Origin of the sequence: Mesobacillus maritimus (assembly GCF_044803185.1) — a bacterium.
GTDB classification, from domain to species: Bacteria; Bacillota; Bacilli; order Bacillales; family Cytobacillaceae; genus Mesobacillus_B; species Mesobacillus_B maritimus_B.
Map to the genome: position 1 here is coordinate 1,317,341 of NZ_CP085225.1, position 26,057 is coordinate 1,343,397.

The 26,057-nt window shown below is 38.3% G+C and carries 27 protein-coding genes; 20 read left to right on the forward strand and 7 right to left on the reverse strand.

Annotated features, from left to right (window positions below):
* The first annotated feature begins 134 nt into the window (after positions 1-134).
* The 10 genes from LG336_RS06410 (at position 135) to LG336_RS06455 (ending at position 8,330) form a co-directional block, all read left to right on the forward strand.
* Positions 135-443 carry an MGMT family protein gene (locus tag LG336_RS06410; RefSeq protein ID WP_404331735.1) on the forward strand — a complete coding sequence of 103 codons (309 nt, stop codon included), beginning with the start codon at positions 135-137 and terminating at the stop codon, positions 441-443.
* 254 nt (positions 444-697) lie between these two features.
* Positions 698-1,261 (forward strand): sigma-70 family RNA polymerase sigma factor, encoded by a 564-nt coding sequence (locus LG336_RS06415; RefSeq protein ID WP_404331736.1) that lies wholly within the window; start codon positions 698-700, stop codon positions 1,259-1,261.
* On the forward strand, positions 1,258-2,283 hold the full coding sequence (locus LG336_RS06420) for a DUF4179 domain-containing protein (protein WP_404331737.1): 1,026 nt from the start codon (positions 1,258-1,260) through the stop codon (positions 2,281-2,283). Before LG336_RS06415 ends, LG336_RS06420 begins: the two co-directional genes overlap by 4 nt.
* 353 nt (positions 2,284-2,636) lie before the next feature.
* Positions 2,637-3,011, forward strand: coding sequence for an aminotransferase yhxA (locus tag LG336_RS06425; RefSeq protein ID WP_404331738.1), 375 nt, complete (start codon positions 2,637-2,639; stop codon positions 3,009-3,011).
* A 36-nt stretch (positions 3,012-3,047) separates the two neighbouring features.
* The gene (locus LG336_RS06430; RefSeq protein ID WP_404333107.1) at positions 3,048-3,434 is read left to right on the forward strand and encodes a DUF350 domain-containing protein; all 387 of its coding nucleotides are present in this window, start codon (positions 3,048-3,050) and stop codon (positions 3,432-3,434) included.
* 37 nt (positions 3,435-3,471) lie between these two features.
* Positions 3,472-3,927 carry an RNA helicase gene (locus LG336_RS06435; protein ID WP_404331739.1) on the forward strand — a complete coding sequence of 152 codons (456 nt, stop codon included), beginning with the start codon at positions 3,472-3,474 and terminating at the stop codon, positions 3,925-3,927.
* Between the two features lies 1 nt (position 3,928).
* Positions 3,929-5,170 carry a glutathionylspermidine synthase family protein gene (locus LG336_RS06440; RefSeq protein ID WP_404331740.1) on the forward strand — a complete coding sequence of 414 codons (1,242 nt, stop codon included), beginning with the start codon at positions 3,929-3,931 and terminating at the stop codon, positions 5,168-5,170.
* A gap of 65 nt (positions 5,171-5,235) precedes the next feature.
* Complete coding sequence (locus LG336_RS06445; protein WP_404331741.1) at positions 5,236-6,264, forward strand: ion channel; 1,029 nt, start codon at positions 5,236-5,238, stop codon at positions 6,262-6,264.
* A gap of 268 nt (positions 6,265-6,532) precedes the next feature.
* A complete protein-coding gene (locus LG336_RS06450) occupies positions 6,533-7,081 on the forward strand; it encodes a CueP family metal-binding protein (protein WP_404331742.1) in 549 nt (182 codons plus the stop codon).
* 223 nt (positions 7,082-7,304) lie between these two features.
* Positions 7,305-8,330 carry an aromatic acid exporter family protein gene (locus tag LG336_RS06455; protein ID WP_404331743.1) on the forward strand — a complete coding sequence of 342 codons (1,026 nt, stop codon included), beginning with the start codon at positions 7,305-7,307 and terminating at the stop codon, positions 8,328-8,330.
* A gap of 269 nt (positions 8,331-8,599) precedes the next feature.
* Here LG336_RS06455 and LG336_RS06460 read toward each other — a convergent pair whose 3' ends face one another.
* Entirely contained in the window at positions 8,600-10,045 is a 1,446-nt protein-coding gene (locus LG336_RS06460; protein ID WP_404331744.1) for a L,D-transpeptidase family protein, read from the reverse strand.
* A 278-nt stretch (positions 10,046-10,323) separates the two neighbouring features.
* Here LG336_RS06460 and LG336_RS06465 point away from each other — a divergent pair, with 278 nt between their 5' ends.
* Positions 10,324-10,770 carry a GNAT family N-acetyltransferase gene (locus LG336_RS06465; protein ID WP_404331745.1) on the forward strand — a complete coding sequence of 149 codons (447 nt, stop codon included), beginning with the start codon at positions 10,324-10,326 and terminating at the stop codon, positions 10,768-10,770.
* A 152-nt stretch (positions 10,771-10,922) separates the two neighbouring features.
* On the opposite strand, the gene LG336_RS06470 is transcribed toward LG336_RS06465, so the two are convergent.
* The 5 genes from LG336_RS06470 to LG336_RS06490 all read right to left on the reverse strand — a co-directional run bounded on the left by LG336_RS06470 (position 10,923) and on the right by LG336_RS06490 (position 16,208).
* The gene (locus LG336_RS06470; RefSeq protein WP_404331746.1) at positions 10,923-12,671 is read right to left on the reverse strand and encodes a CocE/NonD family hydrolase; all 1,749 of its coding nucleotides are present in this window, start codon (positions 12,669-12,671) and stop codon (positions 10,923-10,925) included.
* A gap of 102 nt (positions 12,672-12,773) precedes the next feature.
* The gene (locus LG336_RS06475) at positions 12,774-13,463 is read right to left on the reverse strand and encodes an ABC transporter permease (protein ID WP_404331747.1); all 690 of its coding nucleotides are present in this window, start codon (positions 13,461-13,463) and stop codon (positions 12,774-12,776) included.
* A gap of 11 nt (positions 13,464-13,474) precedes the next feature.
* Complete coding sequence (locus LG336_RS06480; RefSeq protein WP_404331748.1) at positions 13,475-14,392, reverse strand: osmoprotectant ABC transporter substrate-binding protein; 918 nt, start codon at positions 14,390-14,392, stop codon at positions 13,475-13,477.
* A 15-nt stretch (positions 14,393-14,407) separates the two neighbouring features.
* Entirely contained in the window at positions 14,408-15,061 is a 654-nt protein-coding gene (locus tag LG336_RS06485) for an ABC transporter permease (protein ID WP_404331749.1), read from the reverse strand.
* Between the two features lie 16 nt (positions 15,062-15,077).
* On the reverse strand, positions 15,078-16,208 hold the full coding sequence (locus LG336_RS06490) for a betaine/proline/choline family ABC transporter ATP-binding protein (RefSeq protein WP_404331750.1): 1,131 nt from the start codon (positions 16,206-16,208) through the stop codon (positions 15,078-15,080).
* Positions 16,209-16,463: 255 nt separating this feature from the next.
* On the opposite strand from LG336_RS06490, the gene LG336_RS06495 reads away from it, so the two are divergent.
* From LG336_RS06495 to LG336_RS06510, 4 genes are all read left to right on the forward strand, one after another.
* Complete coding sequence (locus LG336_RS06495; protein ID WP_404331751.1) at positions 16,464-17,033, forward strand: GbsR/MarR family transcriptional regulator; 570 nt, start codon at positions 16,464-16,466, stop codon at positions 17,031-17,033.
* Positions 17,034-17,331: 298 nt separating this feature from the next.
* Positions 17,332-18,213: a 3-keto-5-aminohexanoate cleavage protein gene (locus tag LG336_RS06500; protein WP_404331752.1), complete on the forward strand. Its 882-nt coding sequence runs from the start codon at positions 17,332-17,334 to the stop codon at positions 18,211-18,213.
* Between the two features lie 14 nt (positions 18,214-18,227).
* Positions 18,228-19,190: an L-carnitine dehydrogenase gene (locus LG336_RS06505; protein ID WP_404331753.1), complete on the forward strand. Its 963-nt coding sequence runs from the start codon at positions 18,228-18,230 to the stop codon at positions 19,188-19,190.
* A gap of 27 nt (positions 19,191-19,217) precedes the next feature.
* Positions 19,218-19,706, forward strand: coding sequence for a thioesterase family protein (locus LG336_RS06510; protein WP_404331754.1), 489 nt, complete (start codon positions 19,218-19,220; stop codon positions 19,704-19,706).
* A gap of 105 nt (positions 19,707-19,811) precedes the next feature.
* Here LG336_RS06510 and LG336_RS06515 read toward each other — a convergent pair whose 3' ends face one another.
* Positions 19,812-20,513: an HAD family hydrolase gene (locus LG336_RS06515; RefSeq protein ID WP_404331755.1), complete on the reverse strand. Its 702-nt coding sequence runs from the start codon at positions 20,511-20,513 to the stop codon at positions 19,812-19,814.
* A gap of 240 nt (positions 20,514-20,753) precedes the next feature.
* On the opposite strand from LG336_RS06515, the gene LG336_RS06520 reads away from it, so the two are divergent.
* The 5 genes from LG336_RS06520 to LG336_RS06540 are packed head-to-tail and all read left to right on the forward strand — an operon-like array spanning position 20,754 to position 25,950.
* Positions 20,754-22,769, forward strand: coding sequence for a BglG family transcription antiterminator (locus LG336_RS06520; RefSeq protein ID WP_404331756.1), 2,016 nt, complete (start codon positions 20,754-20,756; stop codon positions 22,767-22,769).
* Positions 22,738-23,211: a PTS sugar transporter subunit IIA gene (locus LG336_RS06525; protein WP_404331757.1), complete on the forward strand. Its 474-nt coding sequence runs from the start codon at positions 22,738-22,740 to the stop codon at positions 23,209-23,211. The genes LG336_RS06520 and LG336_RS06525 overlap by 32 nt, the downstream gene beginning before the upstream one ends.
* Positions 23,208-23,525 (forward strand): PTS fructose transporter subunit IIB, encoded by a 318-nt coding sequence (locus tag LG336_RS06530; RefSeq protein WP_404331758.1) that lies wholly within the window; start codon positions 23,208-23,210, stop codon positions 23,523-23,525. Before LG336_RS06525 ends, LG336_RS06530 begins: the two co-directional genes overlap by 4 nt.
* Positions 23,526-23,538: 13 nt before the next feature.
* Positions 23,539-24,642 (forward strand): PTS fructose transporter subunit IIC, encoded by a 1,104-nt coding sequence (locus LG336_RS06535; RefSeq protein WP_404331759.1) that lies wholly within the window; start codon positions 23,539-23,541, stop codon positions 24,640-24,642.
* A gap of 12 nt (positions 24,643-24,654) precedes the next feature.
* Positions 24,655-25,950, forward strand: a complete 1,296-nt coding sequence (locus LG336_RS06540; protein WP_404331760.1) for a class II D-tagatose-bisphosphate aldolase non-catalytic subunit — start codon at positions 24,655-24,657, stop codon at positions 25,948-25,950.
* Positions 25,951-26,057: the final 107 nt, after the last annotated feature.

Below are 26,057 nucleotides of genomic sequence, written 5' to 3' on the forward strand. Positions count from 1 at the left end.
CTAAATTATAATTAAATAGTGAAATTGCATAGCCTATGAGGTCAATAGGAAAGAGACAAGCATACATACAAGATTCAGTGTTGGGATTGACTGCAAAACACAATTTGCTTTAATCATCCAGAAAGGAACATATTATGCAACCTTTTACAAAGAGAGTCGTTCATATCATACAGAATATCCCTGAAGGTCGAGTGATGACGTATGGTCAAATTGCGCAAGTGGCTGGAAGTCCGCGTGCTGCCCGTCAAGTGGTGCGTGTGTTGCACTCGATGAGCAAGAAGCACCAGCTCCCGTGGCACCGTGTTGTTAATAGCAAGGGCCAAATCGCATTGCAGGATGACGAATCCTATCATGACCAGCTTTTGTCCCTTGAAAGTGAAGGCATTAAGGTTGGCCTGAACGGAGTGATTGACTTGGGAAAGTATCAGTATCAACCAGATTAAAGAAGTTAATATAGAAAAGAATGATTGAGATGAGGTAAGTGGAAATGAGTTTCCTTATTTTGTAACATGAACCGAGAGAAAACAATAAAACTGCACTCCAATTGTTAGAAACGGTCTAACAATTGGAGTGCAGTTTTTTAGTGCTGGTTTTTTTCCTTTACAGAAATAAAAAAATAAAAGTTTGAGAGTTTTGGTTTCAATCATTCGATATAGTTAATGAAAAAGCTTTTTCAAACAAAATTAGGAGACAAAAAATGAAGTGTAATGAGACGAATTTTATTAAACGATTAAAAAAACAGGATGAAGCTGCACTGGAATATGTGATCGAAAAATATTCATCTTTTGTTCATGCGATTTGTTACAAAATTTTATCTAACATTAGCACTGAGGCAATCGATGAATGCATCAATGATGTATTTTTAACCATATGGCAAAGTGCCAGTCAATTTAAGGGAAAACCTGAGGATTTTAAAAAATGGATTGGAATGGTGACAAAATACAAAGCGATTGATCGTTTTCGCAAATTGGAGAAACAACGAGCACGTGAGCAAAGCGACGAAAAGCTTCATGAACATTCAAACCATGAAGATGTACAGATGCACTTATTAAAAAAGGAAGATAGAAATACATTGTTGCTCGCACTTAGTACTTTAGCAGAAATGGACCGTGATATTTTCATGATGAAATATTCCCTTCATTTAACCTCTGCTGAAATAGCAGAGGCTCTTAACCTATCAATCCCTGCAGTGGAGAATCGATTATATCGGGGAAAGAAAAAATTAGCTCAACACACACAATTGAAGGAGCGATTTCTATGAGTCAGGATTTTAAAGATTGGCTTGATCTAGATACCAATGAAATAGAACCGAAGCCTTTAACAACGGAACAAAAAACAAAGATAAAAAAACATGTTTTATCTAAAAGCAAGAGGAAAAAGCGTTTCAATGTACGGTATTTTGCTGCCGCTGTCCTTCTTGGACTAAGTGTTGCAACCGCCAGTTTCATCACTTTCCCAGCGATTGCGAATCAACTTCCATTTGTTCAAAGCATTTTAACTTACTTTGAAGAAGATGTCCTGCCAAAAACGTATGAAGAGTTTGCTACGATTGTAAATCAAGTGCAATCGAGTAATGGGCTTGACGTTATGATTGAAAATGCGGTTTATGATGGCACGAACATCATTTTGACGTATGCGATTCAAACCGAAGCGGAGCTAGGTGATCGTCCTCGAGCAGAAGGATTTATTAATGTAGAACCAGCGAGTGGGATTGGTGGTACGGGTTCCATTGAAAGAATCAATGATACGACCTATGTAGGAATTGAGAAGGTGACCCCTCATTTTAACGGTGAAAGTCCAGAAGAGGTACTTGTTCAATGGGAGCCTGCCGCATTCGGAGATTTTCAAATGAACACAGAGATTAAAGGTGATTGGAACTTTGAATTTACCCTAAATCAATTACCAACAAATATACAGCTATTGGATCAATACACTTCACAGGACGGGCTAACATTAGTGATGAAGTCGCTTGAGCATTCGGAAATGGCTACTGTATTACGGTACAATTTTTATGTAGAAAAATCAATTTTACAAAATTGGCCATTTGTTTCGATTGAAATGGGTGGTGAAGCTAAAGATAATCTCGGTAATGTTTATCAACTGAATGGGAATGGTGGGGTTAGTTATAATGAGGGAGCTTCAAATGAATGGAGAACAACCATCTACTCCATTGACCCAAATGCTACTTCTTTAACTTTTACCCCTAAAATCTATTACTCAAAAGGATCAGGAGAATTAGTGGAAGTAAAAATGATGAAACCAGTAACCATTCAGATAGAATAGTGAATTAAGAACAAGAAGAGTCCCTGGCGTTTTTCAGGGATTCTTCTTTTGTTTGCTTCTTTATTTTAGGTGGGAAGGACGTTATCTTATTAGAAACTACAACCTGTAAAACAGTTCCAGGTGAATAATAGAATGTAAGGAGCAAGGGGGAACCCTTTTGCTTTTTTTATGGTTATTTTATAGGGGGGATATGTTAAATATAGCTGCCCACTTTTTTGCCATTATTTGAAAAAAATTATTTTTCCCCTGTTAAATAGGAAAGGATTCAAATACAATAATGGAGATAGCTGGGAAATTTTTTGCGTTATTTGAATGTTACGTACAGGGGAACAACGAGTTGAGGGGGGAAAGAAGTGAATAAAACAAAAAAAGTGATGGCAGGGATTTCTTCAACAGCACTAATGCTTGGTTTAGCAGGTTGCGGTTCCTCGGATCCATATGCTGCGGCAGACATACCACCTGCTCCGGACGACCAGGATTGCGCAGAGTGGGAATGGGATTTGGATGATGGTGTTTGGGAATGTGAAGATTCAGATTCAGGATACTACGGACATTATTATCATGGTGGAAGATACTATTCTAGTAAGCCCCTACTTTATAAAAGTAAGAGTTATTCTAGCTATAAAAATAGTTCAACCTTCAAAGGCATCAGTTCAACTGGAACATCCAGAAATTCGAGTAAGGTGAGCTCGGGCTTTGGAAGCGGCTCAAAAAGCTACGGCGGTTAATAAAATGAAAGAGGGGGATTAATAGTGAACTTATATATGAATTTTGCTTCTTATTTAGGGTTGGCAGTACTTTTATTAGTAGTGGGAACCGTTTTGTTTGAAATCACAACAACAAAAGTGAAAGAATTCAAGTTAATTTCACAAAAAAACCAGGCAGCAGCTATGTCGTTGGGGGGCAAAATAGTTGGACTTGCGATCGTCCTCGGGGCAGCAGCAGAATATTCTATTTCTCTATTAGATATGGCGATTTGGGGTGTAATCGGGATTATCTCGCAAATTATTGTCTTCATCCTTGCGGAGCTTCTTACCATTCGGTTTAGTATTTCCAAAGCGATTGAGGAAGACAACAGAGCAGTCGGGATTATGTTGTTTACCTTATCCCTTTCGATTGGCTGGATTGTGGCTAAATGTTTGTCTTACTGATTCATGGTCCTACAAACGTCCGTAAAAGAGGTGTAGAATGAAGAAACTGACCTATTTTATTCATGATGGAAAGGGCGGACACGAACCTTTCTACGAATATATCACTCCAGAAGTAGGGGTGGATGAGCTTTACGCGAGGCAGCTTTGTACTTATTTTATTATGAGGGGCAGACAGTACCAGTTAATCTCCAATGAAATGATGGAGGATGAGGATATCCTCGTAATTGAGGATGCTGGAAAAAACGTCACCGTCCTAGACGAGGGAAATTACCGCGGGAAAGGGCTTCATATCGAGTTTCGTAGATTTAGGGAAGAAGAAAACTATAAGCAGCTCGCGGTACTCCCTTGCGAAACCCATTTTGATATCATACGCTACCTTCTCAAGGATATTGTGGATGTTCCTGGAATCGGGCAGATGGAGATGACCTCCACTGAAATTGATGAGGATCGTAGTGTATATGTGATTTATGTAAAAAATATTGGGGAGATGTAACATGCCTTCCTTACCATATCATGAAAAAAGACAACAATTTTATAGGGAAATAAAGAATTTTTGGTCAGATATGTATGGGGAAGAATACGCTCTATACGACATCGCAAGGATTGGGAAAAGTGAGGTAGATCAGATTCGCCTAGCAACTGATCGGATTGGCAGGATTTTCTTTAAGGTTGCTACGCTGTTAAGAGAGGTCCCGGATGAGACTCTAGTGGAAATGGGCTTTCCCGTAGAGTCTCTTTCGTTCTTAAAATTGCAGTCTTTACCCTTTGAAAGTGTCATTGCTCGACTTGACTTGATTCGAACAGAGACAGGCTTTAAGTGTATTGAAATTAACTCTGATACTCCTACATTTATAAAAGAGTTATTTTTAATAAATAGTCTGGTTTGTAGCGAATTTCAAATGGAGGATCCGAATGCAGCGATGGCTGAGAGACTTGGGTACGCGGTTAGACTTAGTATCAACGAATGTGCGAAGCAAATCAGAAAGCCAAAACCCTATATTGTTTTTACCGCACATGAAGACAACGAGGAAGACCGCGAAACAGTCCGGTACCTTCAAGAATTAGCTGACCTTCCATCAAGATTTGTGCCGCTTCATCAATTGGAAATTGTAAAAGGGGAGGGACTCTACGATGGAGCCGGAAGTAAAATTGATATTTTATATCGGCAAACGTTCCCGATTGAAAACTTGATTATGGACGAAGATGAGGCAGGGAATAAAATTGGCTTATGGTTGCTAGAGTTGGTCGAATCAGGCATGTTGATGGTAATCAATCCACCGTCTGCATTCTTGCTGCAAAACAAAGCGGTCCAAGCCATCATTTGGGGGCTACATGAAGAAAAGCATGCCTTTTTTACCAATGAAGAACACGAATGGATTCAGGAATACTTTTTGCCTACTTTTTTTGAACCTGACTACTTTCTTCATTCAAATCTAGCTTTTGTAAAAAAGCCATCCTTTGGGCGGGAAGGCGACACAATTGAGATATTTAATGAGAACGGGGAACTTAGTTTGCAAGATTCGCAAAAAAACTATACAAACTATGTGCCAATTTACCAGAAATATGTGGAACTTCCTTCTATCCGTTTTATGAGCACAAAGGGGAAACAAACCGGTAATCTCCTGATTGGAAGTTTTTTGCTTAATGGCCATGCTGCCGCCATCGGTTTTAGAGTAGGGGAAAGGATTACGAATAATCTTTCTTATTATTTGCCTGTGGGGTTAGAGGATATGTAGGGAAGGATTTTGTTGGGATATTAGCTAGACATCACTAATATAGGGAGGAGAAAAGAGGAGAAATAATGGGAATCATATTTAGAATTCTATCAAGGTTGGTAAAGATAAAAATTTGGCATGCTTTCTTCATTGCTGTTTTGATGATTCTTTTGAGCAGTCTTTTAATGAGGTCAATTGAACCCGAGACGTTTCCGCGTTTTCTTGATGCACTTTGGTGGACCATGACAACACTTGTGACAGTAGGCTATGGAGATATTTATCCAAGCACTGATTTTGGGAAAATATTTACCATGTTGCTAATCTATACCTTTGGCATCGGTGCCATGGGAATCCTTGTCGGTAAGCTGTTTGAAAGTTTTACGTTATATCGCAGGCTTAAGGAGGAAGGGAAATTGAAATATGGAGGAAAGGACCATTATATTCTGATCGGTTCTTCAAAAGATAAACTGGAAAATGTCTTAGATGAAATATTACATAGTGGTGAAAAATGTGATGTGGTCGTTGTGGACCATGCCAGTCGCTCTCCACTTGAGCATGACAAGGTTCACTTTATAAGTGGCAATCCAGCTGAAGAGGAAGTTTTGATGAAAGCCAATATTCTTCAAGCAAAATCGGTTGCGGTTTTTTCAGATGAGGAGAACAACCACTCTGAATATGCAGATGGGAAAACCTTATTAATTGCCTCACGGGTCGAGCATTTATCCAAAAAACATCAAAAAAGCATCTATACGGTTGTGGAAATTAAAAAAGAAAAACACATGGCCTTATTTGAACACGCAAATGTGGATGAATTTATCCTTTCTGATGATTCCCTTTCACGATTAATGGCCCAGGCGGCCATCCATCATGGCTCGAGCAAGTTATTTGAACAGCTACTTAGCAAAACAGAAGGGGAAAATTTATATGAGATACGGAAAAAGCCTCATTGGGTGACTTATAAGGACGCAGCAATGGAATTATTCGAACATGGAGCGATTTTAATCTCAGATGGAAGCAATATGGACATAGCTCGCCGCCATAATGAAGAAATTCCGATGGATGCGAAAATGTTTGTGATTTGTGATGACGAGACATATAAAAAGATTGCCCGGTGAGGAAGTATTGGGACAGGGCTCCTATCCACAGCTAGTTTTGGCAGTGGGCGTTAGAGGGTGTTTGTTAAAACGTAAAAATAAGAAATAGTACCAGTGATAAACAGCTGCTCTCTTGCTTTTTTACTTGATTAACAAGGTGACAATTTTGTTAAAATTAGTAGAATCTCACTGAAAAAATGCTAGATTGTGAATGGATTCACTTGAAAATCCGCTATAAAATTATACAATAAGAGAGTAGAAAATAAGAGTTTCAGGTAGGTGACTAGAAATGAAACGAACAATCTTTGCAGTTGGTTTGGCTGCTTCGATGCTATTAGCCGGTTGTGCGTCCAACGACGAAAGCAATGTAACAGCAGAACCAGAAACAGCAGCACCAAATGAAGTGCAAGACATAAAGAAATTAGTGAATGATTATAGTGTAGGGAATATAGAAGATCAAAAGGCTGCTATTAATTCCCATCAGCTAATCGTAACGAACAGCGATGAGAGCCAGGTAACATATGATTTACCTGAAGATGAATTTTTTGTTTCAATCGCCCCGTATATTGATTCTACCCACCCTTGACAAACTCATAGCTTGACAGGTTGTCAAGGTGAATTAGTTGAAGAAGAGTTTGATGTTTTAATTGAAGACGATGCTGGCAACGTCATTCTAAACGAAAAAGTAACTTCTCAGGCAAATGGTTTTATCGATTTGTGGCTACCACGTGATAAAACGTATCAGGTAACGATAAAGCAAGAAGGAAAAGCGGCGGAGTTAGAATTCTCCACATTTGAAGGGGACGACACTTGCATTACAACGATGCAGCTAGCGTAACCCAAGTTATAATTAATTGTTTTTAACTAAATATGTAATAAAAATAGCCCAGTTCAAGTTGAAATGCTGGGCTATTTTTATTAGCAAAAGACTAGGTATCTCGCTTCTTTTTATATATGCTCGGATATGATTTAATAAGACTATACCGGTTATGATGAGTGATTAGTACATAATGTGATATATATTTACTATTTAAAATGTAATTAGAATGAGGGGGTAAAAAGTGACCATTGGGCCACGGATCTTAAAAACTGGGATAGCTGTAACATTGGCATTATATCTATGTTCGGCCTTTCAATTGGAACCTGCCATTTTTGCAGCGCTAGCGGCAACACTTACGATTCAACCTTCTATTTATCGGACCTGGAAACAAATGCTAGATCAAGTGTTGACCAATACACTCGGGGCCGCGGTTGCCCTTTTTGCCATTACTTTCCTAGGGGATAACCCGATTACCATTGGTCTTGTAATTATTCTGGTGATTTCTTTAAGCTTGAAAATAAAAATGGATAATACAATTCCCACGACACTTGTTACGGTGTTGGCGATTATGAGTGCCCCTGGAAATGAGGATTTACTGTTTACCTTAAACCGCTTCTTGATTATTATGGTGGGTACAGGCTCTGCTATGCTTGTGAATCTGACCATTTTGCCACCTAAATACAAAGAAAAGTTTCTTGTAAACGTTCAAACCACTTTTCAAAACATGTCCTTATTGCTTCGGACGGCGGTTTCAAATGAAATGACCGAAACATCGTTTCAAGAGCAAAGTAAGAGATTAAAGAAGGATATAGAAAAATTAGCAGATCAATTTCTTCTCTTTGATGAAGAAAGGGGAAAATTAGGGAACGTAAATAAAATGAATGCAAGAGAAATAGTGGTCTTCAAGCAGATGCTTAAAACATTGCAACAAGGGGAACAGCTTTTAGAGAATATTGAAGAGCACTATTTTCAAAGCAAAACCAGCAAAGAAGAAAACCAATTATTTGATTATCATATCGAACAGCTAGTTAATTACCATGAATTTTTATTATTAAAATATCAAGGAAAGATAAGGGAACAAGAACATGATAATCTAATCCTGAATGATAGTGGGGAATTCTTTGAAAAGGTCCTTGCTATTTATAATCATGATAAAGAGCAAAAACTGCGGCTAATGATCATCACATCTTCAATTGTAGACTATACTTTCCACTTGGGGCGGTTAAACAAATTATTAGCACAGGTAGAGGAAAAGGGACGGTTGTAGTGTTAAAGGACTCCACGATATATTTTATACTGGATAGCGGGCAGCACTATCATCACAAAAAAATCAGGAGATCAATCATGATCTCCTGATTTTTGTATAATGTTAATCATTTTCTGCTTTCACCTCAGGCTCCAGCTCCAGCTCCAAGCGACTAGTGTAATATCTCTTAACCTCAGATTAAGTCAAACACGAACGACTTATTTCTTTATCTTAGTCTTAGTGCTACAGTCCATACATGCTTAACGGGACGCTTGCGATTTTATTACAATCTAATAGACAACAACAGGTTGGTAAGTACTAAGATTATCATACACCTGTTTCATCATACCAGGTTGGACATTGACACAACCTCCGGAACCTGCATTCACAAAGGCATTGCCGCTCCAGTTTCCTCGCCAACTAGCATCGTGGAACCCTTGACCACTGTTTGTAAATGGTGCCCAATAAGATACATCAACCTCATAATCGGGATTGCCTACAGCACTGCCTTTAAGGGTGTATGGTGTTCTTTTATAGAGAATATACCATACGCCTGGTGAAGTTCCTTCACCGGTACTAAGTTTACCTGTAACGACATTCGTTGTAAGGACTAGCTTTCCATCTCTATATAGCCAAATCCGTTGGTCAGCAATGGATACTTCCGCATACGTATCACCAATCCCATTGTTTGTGAGCGTATCATAGCCATATCCCTCACCGCTCCAGCCATTTCCGGAAATATTTGCAGCGGAAACGGTTTCTTCGCCTTTTTCAAAAGCTTCTTTAATAAGGGCTGTTTCTTTCTTAACATCAAGTGCCCAGCCATAACCTTTTCCTTTCACAGATATGATTCCACCTGAATGAGTCTTAAAGTTAAAATCTTTCCCTAAAGTGGACTGAGCATCATTAATCTCAGCTATTTTTTCCTTGATAATGTCTGAGTTGTCAATCGTAATCTGCATCTCCTCTGTTAGCGAGGCGTTTTTAATAAGGTCGCTGCCCTTTAAAGAATGTACTTTATCCTGTACCTGATAGTTAACGGTATGGTCAAGAAGTGCTTGAATTTTATTCTTTTGGTCTTGAATGATTTCACTATCTTCTTTAACAGGAAGGAGGTATGCCGAGTTCAGACGGATTTCACTTGTATATCCTTGTTTTTCGTATTCTTCTAGAAGACCTGCAACATCATATTGCTTTCCATCCTTACTCTCGGAGACGATAATTTCCCCGTCTTTTAGTGACGCCTCTGCATTTACAGGAGCTGTTAAATCTTGATTTAAGGAAGCGAGTTTCTGTTCAAGTTCCTTCTTCAATCCTTCGCTGCGATAGGGGTCCGGTGTGCTAGGCAGTAAGGTAATACTTCTTGTCTTAAATGAAGGGAAAAATGTCCACTGGTCTTTTAACAGTTTCTTTACCTTAGGCAAATCCTCTTCTGAAAATTCCATTTGTGTATCTTTGCCATCTATAATTTGTTCATCGCCAACATAAATCTCGTTACTCATGGTTGTTGTTTGTAACGTTTCTAGAGTCTTTTCGGCAGTAAGACCACTAACTTTGACACCATTAATGGTAACATCAGCATTAAAATGGGTTGCTTGATAATAGCTAATTGCCGCCAATACGAGTGCCACAGCGATAAAAGTGATTGTGTAAAACTTCCAGCTTTTAAACCATTTAACTGATTTTTCCCGTGACCGATTCATATCTTCAACGGGTTGATTGACAGTGTTTCCCATATCCTTTTCCCACCTATTCGACTTTCTGCTACTTTTCACTTAATCTTATTTACATTTATTTTACATGATAAAAAAACATTTACTACTATTTTACTAGATAGCTTAACTGAATTTTGTCGATTTGTGTATTTTTATGAAAGTTTTATTAAAAATTTTACAAATATGAGTCAGTTAATCGTACTGTGGGTAAAACATCTAAAAATTGATTATAAATAAATTGAAAATTTGTGTAAAATAAACGAATAGTAAAATGTATGAATGAATAGGGGGAGTTATGAGTGGAGGTTTATCAAGCTACAATAACTGATTTAGCTGGGGTGTCGAATTTATTTAATTTATATCGGATCTTTTATCAGCAAGAGTCGGATTTAGAGGGTGCCCAGCTGTACATAAAAAAACGGATTGAAAGCAAAGATTCTGTTATATTTGTCGTAAAGGATAAAGAAAAGTACGTAGGGTTTACTCAACTTTATCCTACATTTTCATCAATATCGATGAAAAGAGCATGGATATTAAATGATTTATACGTAGCCGCAGAAGCGAGAAAACAAGGAGTCGGAGAAAAGCTCTTACAAAAAGCAAAAGACTACGCACTTGCAACAGGTGCAAACAGTATTAGTCTGAGTACAGTACCTGATAATCTGCCCGCGCAAAGATTATATGAGAAAAATGGATATAGACGAGATGAACAATTTTATCATTATGAACTAAGTTTGGGTGAATGAGCCTACTATAGTACTAGTTTAAGAACAAGCTTCACGGCTAGGTGAATAAAAGGAAATGTAAAAACGCTGTTGAGTTAAAAACCAACAGCGTTTTACATTTAATTAGCTGGAGATTGTTCAATAAGTTTTGAATGAAACGGATTCCTACTTACCTAAATCTTTTGTTTTTTTACAATCGGCAAAACGATATGCGATGGATAGTCTTCTTGATGATAAATGGTTTGGGTGGCGATTTTCATTTCGGTGCTGTCCATCATCGTTTTTCCTGTATTTAAATTCATGTCATAACGAGGGAAGTTACTTGATGAAATTTCTAAACGAATAGAATGCCCAGTAAGGAACACATTGCTTGTTGCCCATAAATCAATTTCTATTTCTACTACTTGATTTACGATGTTCTCAGCTTGCTTATCCCCATCGCGATACGTCACACGAGTAATTCCATCTAATAAATGAATCGCTTTCCCCTCGGGTGTAACATCAACGAGTTTTGCGGTAAAATCTGTATCCAGCACATCGGTTTTAACCCAGAGTTTTACTTTTACCGGTCCTGTTACCTCAAGCGATTCTGTCAAAGTGTCGGTTGAATATACCAACACATCTTCTCGTTCCTCAAGCTCCCGTTGATCTAATGGGCCGGTTGTATTGGTCCCAGTAAATAAGGTTCCGCCGCCATTTGTTGGAACAGGCTTAGAGGGATCATAAATGAAGCTGTCTTCTTTTTCGCTCAACGGTTGATCTACACTTAAGCTTCCATCTCCAAAGCGTGAATTTGCGTTTCCATTACTATGTAAATAGAAGGGGGTATAGGCTGTTCTTGCTAACGGCCATTCGAATTCATCTCGCCACTCATTAATACCCATAACAAATAATTTAATCGGAGCCTCTTCTTCAAAGCCGTCTGGTTCATTTTTGAGCCAATGGTTGAACCAGCGAATATGAAGTCCTGTTAAATCTTCCTTATAATCAATCCAATCGGCAGAGGCGTGAACGCCAAAGTTTCGTTCTCCTAAGACGGATTGAAACACCCCATGCGCCCAAGGACCAACTATTAACTTCTGTAGGTGGCCATTCCTCTTTTTGCTTAGTTCAGAAAAATTGTGAATTGTTGTATTCAAAAAATTATCATACCAGCCTGCAATATGATAGGCAGGAACATCAATTTTCTCGAACTTTTCACTAATACTCATTTTATTGTACTGTTCCGTCGTCAAACGATTTTGAATAAAATCGTAGAAAAACTCTGCAACGCCCAATTCTTTAAGCGGAGGCCAATCCTTCATAGGCTTATACTGGTACCAATCCTCTAACTCGTTGTAATATTGTGCCATTTTCATCATCATGGAGTTATATTGTTCCGTGTCTTGATACTTTCTACGAATTTGATCAGGAGCTACAGATTCTAATGCCCAAGTTTCAGTTGACCCGACCATATACTTGCCATTATTCTCGACAGAATCATTGCGCCAGTCTGTCAAGGTCATGGCAGGGGCAATTGCTTTTAAATGTGGAGGGCGTTCTGTGGCAGCTAATAACTGCGTAAATCCATAATAAGACAACCCAAACATCCCAACTTCTCCCGTAGAATCGGGAAGGTTCGCGGCCCATTCTACCGTATCATAACCATCCTCTGCCTCGTACATAAACGGATAAAAGTCGCCTTCAGAGTTAAAACGTCCTCTTACGTCTTGAACAATGACAATGTATCCATTTTGTACAAGTCGATTCGTGTCAAGATAGCGGTGCGAATATAAAGGTAAATCCTTATTATAGGGCAAACGCGTTAGCAGAACAGGGAATTTCCCTTCTCGATGCGGACGATAGATATCGCTATAAAGAGTCACGCCGTCCCTCATTTTGCAGGGTACGTTTTTTTCTAAAAGAATTTGTTGAAGCTCCATTACATGTCCCTCCTTGAATTGAAAAGGGGAGTATGTCCCCACCATTTTAAGAAAAATCCATCCCGGAATTTTTCAGGATGGATTTGTTTTCTCATGCAGTTTCTATAAAGCTGGCTTTTCTTCTACCTTATTTTGGAGTACATTTTTGCGCTTCTTAGTTGGGGATAACTTGTGTTCAATCCAACCCATCCCAACATCGGCGATGACGGCCATGAATGCAGTAGGAATGGCACCAGCAAGAATAATGGCTGTCCCATCCGTTGCATTCGTTCCACGAAGAATGATATCTCCTAATCCACCTGCACCGATAAAGGTACCGATGGTGGCAATCCCAATTGTAATAACCAGGGCTGTACGTAACCCGGCCATGATAACGGACATCGCAAGCGGTAATTCAACCATCCGTAAGACCTGGAATTTGGTCATGCCCATTGCTTTTCCGGATTCAAGCAAAGCCTGATCGACGTTTCGAATTCCTGCATACGTATTTTTAATAATAGGTAATAGGGAATAGAGGAATAAGGCAAATACGACTGTATTTGTCCCAAGACCCATCACGAGCATGAGTACGGCCAACATTGCTAGGGCGGGAATAGTTTGGATAATATTAGCAAGCGACATGACCCAAGGACTTAATCTATGATACCGGGCAATAAGAATCCCTAAAGGAATAGCGACAATTGCTGCGAACAATACTCCATATGCAGACATTAGGAAATGACGAAAGAATTGTTCCCACACATAGGCTCCATTTTGTGTATAGTAGTACCAGATTTCATTAATGGTTTCCATGAAACGCCCTCCTAACCTTCAAAGTAATTGTTTTCTTGTAAAAATTCTTTCGCAATAACAGAGGGCTCCCGCATTTTCCCATCTGCTTCATAATTCAATTCCTGCATTTTTTCGGTATCAATTTTACCGGACAATTTCTGAATAGCTTCTCTTAACCCTTCATGTTTCTCTAGAACGTCATTCCGTGCAACAAGGGAAGTATCATACGGAGGGAAGAAATGTTTGTCATCTTTTAGCACCTTTAAATCAAAGGACTTGATACGACCGTCAGTGGTATAAGCAAGGACGACATCCATTTTTCCGTTTGCGGCTGCTTGGTAGACAAGACCTATTTGCATTGGAAAGGCCTTGGCAAAGCGGAAACCATATTCCTCGACGAAGCCTTCGTATCCATCGCCTTTTCGTTTTAACCAAGCGTTATCTACCCCGAACTTTAAGTCTGAGACGAGTGGTTCCAAATCGGATACAGTCTCTAAGTTATGTTTTTCCGCCATTTCTCTTGTTACTGTAAAAGCATAAGAATTATCGAACCCATATGAATCAAACCAGGTTTGGTCAAACTGTTCCTGAAATTCTCGTTGAACAGTTTCTAATGCCTCAGCAGGGTCGTTTACTGGTTCCATCCCTAATGCGCCGGCAAGATCTGTCCCGGTATAACGTGTTGCAGTAATATCTACATCGCCATTCATCATGGCTTTATGCTGAACAATGGAGGATCCTAAATTATTGACCATTTCCACCTGTGCATCTGTATAGTGCTCAATCATAAGCCTCACGATGTTGCCCATTATTTGTGACTCAGAGGTTCCAAGCGTTCCAACCGCAATGGTGTTTTTTGCAGGGCCACTTAAACCTGGAAGAGCACAGCCACTTATAAAGACAGACACTGAAAGTGCTAAAATGATTAGTAAACGGTTGTTTTTCAACATTTCTGTTTCTCCTTCCTAAGCAGCTTCTTTCATTTTCTTCATTCCTGTTGGGGTAATCCAATTTTCAATTTTTCCTAAAAGCAAATCGACTAGTAAGGCTAAGATTGTTACTGGAATCGCACCAGCAAGAATAAATTCAGGCTGATAAAGGCTAAGACCACTGAAAATATAATCTCCAAGGCCGCCTGCTCCAATGTAAGCAGCTAATGTCGCCCAGCCAATAAGATAAACCGTCGATAAGCGAATACCAGCCATAATAACCGGTATGGCAAGCGGAATCTCAACGTACCGAATTTGTTCCCATCCAGTCATACCCATCCCTTTGCCTGCTTCTAGCAAACTCTTTTTGACGCCACTAACTCCTGTATAGGTGTTTCTCAAGATGGGTAGGACTGAATAGAAAAATAAAGCAATAATTGCAGGGGTTTTCCCAACCCCTAAAAGTGGGATAAAGAAGGCTAAAATCGCAAAACTTGGGAAAGTTTGAATAATGCCTAGGATTCCCATCACGATGCTTGCTCCCTTAGAAAAACGAGTGAGCATAACTCCTAGCGGAACAGCAACGATAATTCCTAATAATGCAGCAATAAAGGAAATATATAAGTGTTCCCACGTTTTATATAACATTTCGCTTCCGTAACTACTAAAAAATTGTAATAATGCATCCATCTATTTCGCCTCCCTTTTAAAGTGCGATGTCATCTTCGCCCCAGATGGAATCATAAACGATGTCAACAAGGTTCGCTCGTGTGACAATTCCAATAAGACGTTGCTCTTGATCCACGACTGGAACATACTTCATTCCATTTTTTAAAATTTTACGAACGGTATCGCGCACAAGTGTCCCTTGCTCCACGGTAAAGGCAGGGGTGACAATGTCACTTACGAGATTGGCTTTTTTCCGCTTCTGATCAATGAGTTCTACATCAATATAGCCTTGAAGGACACGCTGGTCATCCACGACAAGTAGGGAGTCCACGCGTTTTTGTTTCATGATCTGAATGGCTTCAGATAAGCTTCGATCACCTGTAATTGTGATAGGAGTTGAATTCATGATTTGTTCCACCGTTTGAATATTCGGTCTTGCTTGTACAAGACGGTCTTTTCCGATGAATTCTTCGACGAATTCATCAGCTGGATTACGGAGAATTTCATCCGGTGTATCACATTGTACGAGCTCACCATCCCGCATGATGACGATTCTATCAGCCAATTTAAGGGCTTCATCCATATCGTGGGTAACAAAAACAATCGTTTTACCCAATTTCTTTTGAAGCTTTTTAAACTCTTCCTGTAAGGAATCTCGAGTAATCGGATCGAGCGCTCCAAAAGGTTCGTCCATTAAAATGAGTGATTGGTCTGCGGCTAGTGCACGTAAAACCCCGATACGTTGTTGTTGCCCACCACTTAGTTCATGTGGGTACTTTTCAAGGTAATCAGGTGTTAAATCAACCAAGTCCAATAACTCAAGAGCCCGCGCGCGGCGCTTTTCTTCCGGCCATTTTAATAATTTTAAAACGAGTGCAATGTTCTCTTGAATGGTCATATGTGGAAATAACCCAATTTGCTGAATCACATACCCAATTTCTCTTCTTAGTTGGACCTGATCTTTGTCCATGATGTTTTCTCCATTAATATAAATCCCGCCTTCACTTGGCTCGATAAGACGGTTAATCATTTTCATTGTCGTTGTTTTCCCGCAACCACTTGGCCCGATAAAACAGATAAATTCTCCTTGTTCAAACTCTAATGTGAGATTATTAACCGCTCTTTTTCCTCCCTTATATACTTTAGAAACATGATCAAATTTCAGCATTATATGGCACCTCCAAATTTCTATCGAATGAAAGAGACTAAATATTTCCGTCAATTTTCAACACTGCTCTAGTATAATATAACATTTGTAAAATAAAAAGTTTACAAACTGCATAAATTATATGATATTCACGTAAACTTTTTATTGTACAAAGTTTAAGTTGTGGATTCCTTAAAAATCCTCCTTATTTCGCCTGTTTTTCTCTGGAATCCTCATTTCCATATCGCTGCCTGAATATGGTACATTGACACAGACATGGTATTTGGAAGGGTGATTCTTTTGAGTGAAAAACCATTAAATAAGCTCAAGAATATAGAAGACCAGTTTGTAGAAAAGATCGCCGATAATATGCACACCTATGGAGTCTCCACAACTGTCGGTCGAGTATTAGGGATTATTTATATGAATAGGAAGGCCATGACACTTGATGAGCTATCTGAAGCTACAGGAATGAGCAAGACACGCATGAGTCAAGTTGTCCGGGAAATGGTGGATCTAAATATTGCGGAAAAGGTATTTGAAAAAGGAATTCGCAAAGATCTTTATAATGTCGAACAGGATTATTACCAAACTTTCATTTCATTGTTTACATCGAACTGGCGGAAAGCAATCAATAAAAATAAGATGTTTGAGAAAAAACTATCCGCAGAATTAACGGCTATATTGGAAAATGAAACAATTAATGAAGAAACAGAGAAGAAAATCAATACTTTGTTAATAGAAACAAAAGAATGGTTGAATTACTACCAATGGTTAGCGCAGTTAGTAGAATTCTTTGAGAGTGGAGAAATCTTTAACCATATTCCGAAGCCAGAGAAAGATTGATGAAGGATAAGAGTTTTAAAAGAGAAAATGGATACTAATGCCCTTTTCTCTTTTTTTATGACTATTTTCTCAAACATTGTTGCTCTTGGATACAAAATAGGTTGGATTAAGCTTTGTTTCACTACAAAGTAGCCTTTTAATTATGAGAAAAGAGCGTGCAACCCCCTATAACGTACGAAATAGCTTATCTTGCGTTAAAATCGGCTTTAGGTAGTAAAAATCGGCTTTAAGATTTTTACAATTTTAACAATAATCTTTACGAAAACAGCCTATTAAATTTATAGAAGGAGGAGTCAAAATGTCTAAAAAAACCATCTTAACAAGTGCCGTCACGGGTGCTGGAGATACGACAAAGAAAAGTCCATATGTACCAGTAACCCCCGAGGAGATTGCGAAATCAGCTATTGATGCAGCCAAAGCGGGAGCAACGATTGCACATATTCATGTGCGTGACCCGAAAACGGGAGGAATCAGCCATGATCCAGCGCTTTTCCGTGAAGTTGTGGCACGAATCCGTGAATCGGAAACAGACGTGATTATCAATCTAACTTCTGGAGGTGGCGGTGACTGGATTCCTAGTGAAGAAGATCCAACGGTTGGCGGACCAGGTACAGATATGCAAACACCAGAAGAACGGCACGAACCAATTGGTGAATTGCTACCTGAAATCTGTACGCTTGATTGTGGAAGTGTTAATTTTGGTGACCAGCTTTATGTTAGTACAACCGACTGGCTTCGCAGACAAGCCAAGTTGATTCAGCAAAGTGGGGTTAAGCCTGAATTGGAGTGTTTTGATACAGGACATCTTCGCTTTGCCAATCAATTAATTAAGGAAGGCTTAATTGACGGAGATCCAATGTTCCAATTCTGTCTAGGCATTCCTTGGGGAGCAGACGCAGACGCAGAGACAATGCTTTACATGCGCGATCGACTTCCGAAAAATGCGCATTGGTCTGCGTTTGGAATCGGGCGGATGCAATTACCTGTAGCGGTTCAGTCCTTGCTACTAGGTGGGAATATGCGCGTAGGGCTTGAGGATAATCTTTACCTTGATAAGGGAGTTATGGCAACAAATGCCCAACTCGTAGAAAAAGCCGTTACGGCCATGAGCAGCTTAGGTGTGGCACCGATGACACCAGCAGAGGCACGCGTTCACCTCGGCCTAAAAAACCCATCATAGAAAGGCGGATTCATATGGATAATCATTCTATTAAAAAAATAACAGTAGTTGGAACAGGGGTAATCGGCAACGGGTGGATTGGTCGTTTTCTCGCCAATGGTTATGATGTTGTTGCTACAGACCCTGCAGAAAATGCGGAGGCTCGCATGCGAGCAGCCATTGATAAAGCTTGGCCAGCGATAGAAAAACATGGTATTGCCCCAGGAGCATCGAAAGACCGGTTAACGTTTGAACCTGATTTGGCAACCGCTGTTGCAGATGCAGATCTTATTCAAGAGAACGCCCCAGAGCGAGAAGGAATTAAACGAAGCTTATTAGCCGAAATTGATTCCTTCGCGAAACCAGAAGCAATTATTGCTTCCAGTACCTCGGGATTAATGCCAAGTACATTACAAGCTGACTGCGCTCGGCCGGAACGTGTGATAGTGGCACATCCATTCAATCCAGTCTATTTGGTTCCATTAGTTGAGCTTGTTGGCGGAAAAGCGACTTCCCCAGAGGTCGTAAAGGTAGCAGAACAATTCTATCATTCTATCAATATGAAGCCGCTCGTCATATCAACTGAGATTGAAGGACATGTTGCCGACCGTTTAATGGAAGCTATTTGGCGGGAAGCTCTTCATCTTGTGAATGATGGTGTTGCAACAACAGAGGAAATCGACGCGGCCATCATATACGGACCTGGACTTCGCTGGGCATTAATGGGACCGTTTTTAACCTTGCACCTTGCCGGTGGTGAACAAGGAATGAGACATATGCTTGCTCAGTTTGGACCAGCATTGAAATTACCTTGGACAAAACTTGTCGCTCCTGAGTTGACAGAAGAACTGAGCGAATCTGTTATCAATGGATGTGAACAACAAACGGAGGGGCATAGTATTTCTGAGCTCGAGCAGCGTCGTGATGACTTCCTTGTTGAACTTCAAGAATTACTAGAAAAATATTGGCCTGGAGCAAACTTAAACGGAAAAATATAAACTCTGAAGGTGTAAGGAGGAAACTCAATGACGAAAGTTAAAAATCCACTATTAATCGATTCGGTTCGTCCGGAATGGATTGATTATAACGGTCATATGACAGATTCTGCCTATGCGATTCTTTTTAGCATAGCTGTAGACCAGTTTATGGTGAAGGTTGGAATTGATGAGGACTTCCGTGAGAAAGTTAAGTACTCCATTTTTACATTAGAAACTCATTTATGCTATTTGAAGGAAGCCCATAAAGGACAGTCTCTACAAGTTAGCATCCAACTTCTTGACTATGATTCTAAAAGATTACATGTCTTTTTCACGATGGAAAATGAAAAAGGGGACCGTCTTGCGACAAGCGAGCAAATGCTAATGGGAATGAACATGGAGGACGGCCATACAGCCCCTTTCCCAGAGGAGATTCAGATCAACATCGAGGAGCTTTCAAAAGCACAAACAAACATGGAGGTTCCGAAAGAAGCAGGTCGGAAGATAGGCATTCGAAAGAAGTCGAGAAACGAATAGGGAAGAGGCTGTCCTGAGGGCAGCCTCTCTTTTTGATGTTTTTAACGTGAAAGATGGAAATTAAAATGGTCCCCCACTGTAGAATTTCAATCTATAATAACAATCTTAAAGATAACCATCAATGAAATCCAATAATTCTTTAGGTGTACTAATAATTTTGTCTGGATGAAAAGTGTTGCCGGGCTTAGTTTTTTTTCGGTGATTCATCCATATAGAATTCCATCCAACTTGTTTTGCGCCAATTACATCATTTTCAAAAGAATCTCCAATGAAAACTGTTTTCACCTTATTTAGGTTGAGTTTTTTTTCTACACTCTCAAAAGCAAGCGGATCTGGTTTAGCACTTCCAATTGCTGAAGAAATAAAAATATTTTCCTTAGGGATCCATTTAGTGAGTCCTAACTGTTTTATTTTCATTAATTGATGTTGGTAAGGACCATTTGTTAATATTCCAAGTTGTTTGTCCTTTTTATTAAGTAATTCCAGTAGGCTTTCTATTTCAGGAAACAATGTGATTTTTTTTTGATGTTCTTCATACGTTTTTTGGAATTCTATTGCTTCATTATATGAAATCTCAATTCCAAATTCCTTACAAGCAGTCATAATACGATAGGTATGTAACTCTATCAATGTGATTGTTCCAGCTTCACTCTTATTAAATAAGGTGTCGCTATGTTTTCTACTGGAAACATACAGTTCTTCAATTGGAGCATTAGTTAAATGACTCAAACTCATTTTAAACGCATTTTTAAAGGGTTGCAATTGATCATATAAAGTGTCATCTACATCAAATAAAATAGTATCCATCCTGGCAATCCTCACCTTTAAAATATTGTTTTTTGTAATTTAGTAATATGATAACATCTTTATCTCGTTCGTGTAGATAATATAAATTGCAACAATGATGTTGTAATAGCCTGTTATTAACTTAAAAATTTTAAATGATAAAATGAATACATAAGGTTAAGTAAGCGCTAACAAAGGGTTGGCAATCTTTCAATTTTGATATTAAATGGGATAAAGCAATTAGGATAAGGAGGTGCGAGATTGATTCAATTATCAAAAAGGCAATACCATTTAATAAAAACTATGCTAAGTAATCAAGAATATAAGACTGTTAAATATTACTCCGATATAATGAATGTTTCTCAACGAACTCTTCACAACGACTTAAAAGTAATCGAAAAGTTCATTAATAATTTTGATCTAATGTTGAAAAAGAAACCAAGCATTGGAATCAAAGTTAGTGGTGAAATGAATGAAAAATTGGATGTTCTAAAGTATTTAAAAATTCAGTTTGAAAATCAGGAGATTCAAGAACTCTCCCCATTAGATAGAAAAATTCAAATTACAAAAATGTTGTTGGTTGAAGAAAAAGTACTAACATACGAAGGGTTATCTGAACTCCTTTTTGTAAGTAAGTCCTCCATTGCTGCTGATATGGAGAAAATTCAATCCGAATTAAACGGACACACTGTAAAGATTAAAGGGGATCAAAAGGGAACCTATATTACCGGTACAGAATCCCAAATTCAGTATTCTTTGATGTTATTTAATGAAGAATTAGTAAAAACATCTAAAGTGGAAAATAATGTTGAGGGACCCGAAAAATTTGGGAATATATTAAAACAGTATTATCCAAGTGAAATTGTAAATACTTCCCTTAGCATAGTGAACAAAGTTGATAAAAAGTCAGCCAAACCAATTGCGGAGCATTATTTAACCACTTTATTTAATACTTTAGTAGTTCTTTGCTATAGAGCTTCAAAGAAAAAACATCATACGGAAGTAATGAATAGCCTTATATTCGATGAGGTAAAAAAACTAAAAACCTTTTTAATGGCTAAAGACATTTTAGATGATGTATTTCAAGAATTATCCATTACTTTTACAACTGAAGATATTATTTACTTAAATCAATATTTAATCGCAATTGGAATTGAATCTAGTTATAATCCATCCTTGATAACAGAGGAATATTCTACTCTTGTTGATGAAATTATTCAGAAAATGAGTAGTGTGCTGAAAGTTGATTTATCAAATGATCGGAAACTATTTGAAGGATTAGTTTCTCATATCATTCCTATGATTTATAGATTGAGGACGGGTATTACGGTTAAGAATCCCTTACTAAATGAGATAAAAGATGAATATTCAGTGATGTTGGGAGTTAGCTGGTTTGTTACCTCTATTATTGAAGAAGCATTTGAGGTCCATTTAACTGAAGATGAAGTATCGTTTATGATGGTTCATTTCCAAGCAGCATTAGAAAGAAATTCAAGTTATAAAAAAGTATTAATTGTGTGTCCAAATGGAATCGGTACATCGGAACTCATTGCCAATAAAGTGAAGCATGTTTTACCGGCTTTATGCGTAATTGAAGTTGCTCCGATTGACAGGCTATATGAAGTGAATATTGAGAGTGTTGATTTTATCATCTCAGCTATTCCAATTAGAAATACCACTAAACCGGTCATCTATGTATCGCCTTTAGTTACAAGCACGGATATCAAAAATATTATGAATTTTTACACAGATTTATTTTTAATAAAAGAAGAAAATAAGGAACCGATTGACCATTATCCTGATATTAAGTATTTAGCAAAATATTTGAATGAAGATTCAATTTTTACCAATGTAAAAATGCAGGATGAGGAAGAGGTTCTTGGTTTCTTAATCCAAAAACTAAAAGACTCAAAAGATATCATTCCTGGATTTGAAGAGTCTGTTTACAACAGAGAAAAAGTTGGAACTACAGCTCTGGATACTGGCGTTGCAATCCCTCATGGTACACCGAAATTTGTGGTAAATACAAGAATATTCATTTTAACAACGGAGGATATGATTGACTGGGGAGGAACAAAAGTCGATACAGTCATACTAATTTGTATTTCTCCAAACGATTTAAAAAACGTTAAAAATATTTTGAGTGATATTTATAAACTAATAGAAACTAGGAAAAACGTAAAAAAATATTTCTCGGATAACACGAGAAAAGGAATATTACAGCTTACGAGGGGAGGGGATAAAATTGCTGAGGAAAGAATTCATATATTTAAATAATGAACTAACAAATCGGAATGAAATCATAAGAAAAATGAGTGAAGATGTTTTTACCTATGGAATGATTATTGATGTTGATACTTATGTGAATGCTGTTTTAAAAAGAGAAGAAGAAATTCCAACTACAGTTGGTTTTGATGTAAGTATCCCTCATGGAAAATCAGAAGCAGTTACAGAACCATTTATAACTTTTATGAGAACAATGACACCTTTTGTTTGGGATGAAAAAAGTGGCGATAAAGCACAATTAATTTTTATGATTGGTGTTCCTATCGAGCAAAAAGATAAATTACATTTAAAAATTCTAGCGCAAATTAGTAGGAATTTAATGGATGAAAGCTTTAGAAATAATTTACTAGAAGCAGAATCAACGGATGAAGCCTATCGTTTATTAAAACGCATTGAAGAAAACATTTATGCTGAAGAAATGGGGAATTTATGATGAAAATTGTTGGAGTTACTGCTTGTACAACTGGAATTGCACATACTTACATGGCCCAAGAGGCGTTAGAAAAGGAATGTGCTAAGAGAGGCTATGAAGTCAAAGTTGAAACACAAGGCGGAATGGGAATTGATAATGAACTAACTGAGGAAGAAATCGCTGATGCGGATGCGGTTATTCTAGCCATTGCAATTGGAATTGAAGGGGAAGAGCGTTTTGAGGAAAAACAGGATCAAGGAAAGGTATTAACGATGGATCCTTCAAGTCTCATAAAGAATGTAGTAGATGTTGTGAATCAATTAGAAAATCTCTAGGAGGAAGATTTCTATGGCCAATAGTGCGAAAAAGGTAGGGGAAGAGCTTAAAAAAGCATTTAGTACTGGTGTGTCTTACATGATGCCTTCAGTAGTTGTCGGTGGGATATTTTTAGCCCTTGCATTAGCTTCAGGGACACCGACAGATGAAGGAATGGTTGTCACAAACCCTTTCCTTCAAAACCTAAACACAATAGGTGCTGCTGGTTTTGCCATGATGATTCCGATTTTAGCAGGGTATATCGCCTATTCCATTGCAGGCAAACCGGGGTTGATTCCTGGTATGATTGCGGGCTTTCTCGCCAATAATCCTGTTGGTGAAAGTGGTGTTCAAACGGGCTTCCTTGGGGCAATGATTTTGGGGATTGTTTCAGGTTATATTGCAAAATACGTTAAAACTTGGAAAGTTCCTATTACCATTAAAACGATTATGCCTATCCTAATCATTCCGATTATTACAACCTTTATTACCTGTATCGGATATATTTATATCTTAGCTCAACCTCTTGCTGGTCTTGTTGATGGGTTAGTCAATTTATTATCTTCAATGCAAGGCGGTAGTGCCTTAATTCTAGGGTTAGTAATTGGAGCTTTTACTGCCATTGACATGGGTGGTCCAATTAATAAAACAGTTACTGCTTTTACACTAGCTTTAATGGCTGAAGGGATTTTTGGACCAAATGGTGCTCATAGAATTGCGGTTGCAATTCCTCCGTTAGGGATGGCCTTATCAACATTTATTTCAAGAAGAAAATATAGTGAAGAAGAACGTGGCTTAGGCATCAGTGCCGGATTTATGGGGTTAATTGGGATTACAGAAGGTGCTATTCCTTTTGCAGTAAAAGATATGAAACGCGTGTTGCCTGCAATAATGATTGGTAGTGCTGTTGGTGGTGGAATAGGAATGATGCAAAATGTTAGTACGTATATTCCTCACGGCGGGTTAATTGTTATTGGGGCAGTTGACGGCAAACTATGGTATTTTCTAGCAATGTTAATAGGGACAGTTGTAACAGCAGCCATCTTACATTTCACAAAACCAGATGTTGCGGTTAAACCAACTTCTGAAAAGAAGGAAGCAAATAATAGTTTAGAGAAAAAAACGATAAATTTTTAGGAGGGAAATAATATGGTTAAAGTACCTATTAGATTAACGGTAAAGGCAATATTAGAATTACAAGATGAAAGGAAAGGTGCTACATTACTAGGGATTGGGCCAATGTCAGCAAACCTTTTAAGAGCAAGTTTTGAGTTAGCTAGAGATGAAGATTTTCCGGTCATGTTCATTGCAAGTCGTAATCAAGTTGATATGGACGAGTTGGGCGGTGGTTACGTGAATGGGTGGAACCAACATTCATTCGTAGAAGCTATTCGGAATACTGCAGAGGAAACTGGTTTTGATGGTCTGTATTATGTTTGCCGTGATCACGGTGGCCCTTGGCAGAGAGATAAAGAGAGAAATGATCATTTACCTGCAGAACAAGCGATGGAGTTTGGAAAGAAATCCTATCTTGCAGATATAGAAGCAGGCTTCGATTTACTGATGATTGACCCTACGAAAGATCCATTTGAAGTAGGAAAAGTTGTTCCTCTAGAAAACGTCATTAGCAGAACGGTTGAACTAATTGAATACTGCGAAAACGAAAGAAAAGCAAGAAACTTACCGGAAATTGGCTATGAAGTTGGGACAGAAGAAACAAATGGAGGGCTAACTTCCACTGAAACTTATGAAACTTTCATTAAGAGACTTAAAGAAGAACTTGGAAGTAAAGGTCTTCCAATGCCGACATTTATTGTAGGTCAAACAGGAACATTGACTAGAAAAACAGAACAAGTTGGAACATTCAATTTTCATAATGCATATGAGTTGGCCCAAATGGCAAATAAATATGGGGTTGGATTAAAAGAACATAATGGAGACTACCTAGATGATGTGACTTTACTGGAGCATATTCCATCTAATATTGTTGCTACAAATGTTGCTCCACAGTATGGAACAGAGGAAACAAGGGCTTATCTAAAACTAGCGGAAGTAGAACAAAGATTAAAAGATTATGGTTTAATTGATGAACCTTCTAAAGTGCGAGAGACTCTTTTAGTTCATGCAATTAAGAGTGAACGTTGGAGAAAATGGATGGTAGGAGACCAAACGAAATTAACAGTGGAAGAAATCATGAAGGACAATGACCTATCTGCTGAAATCTTAGATATTGCAGGTCATTATACTTTTAATGATGAAGAAGTAAAGGCAGAAATTAATAAGTTATATGATAACTTAAACAAAGCAAATATTGACGGGCAAAGATTTGTAGTAGACCATATTAAGCGACCTATTCGGGACTATGTCGAATGTTATAACCTAAAAGGATCAACTTCGAGAATTATAGACAAGCTACAATCCTCAGAAGTGATTCAAATAGGGTAAAGAGCTCTTTTCTCCAAGAAAAATGTCTTACTATTTGATGTGCATAGGGTTCATGATTGGTAGTCGGAAACTCTATGCATGTCAATATAGGTTGAGCATTTGGAGAA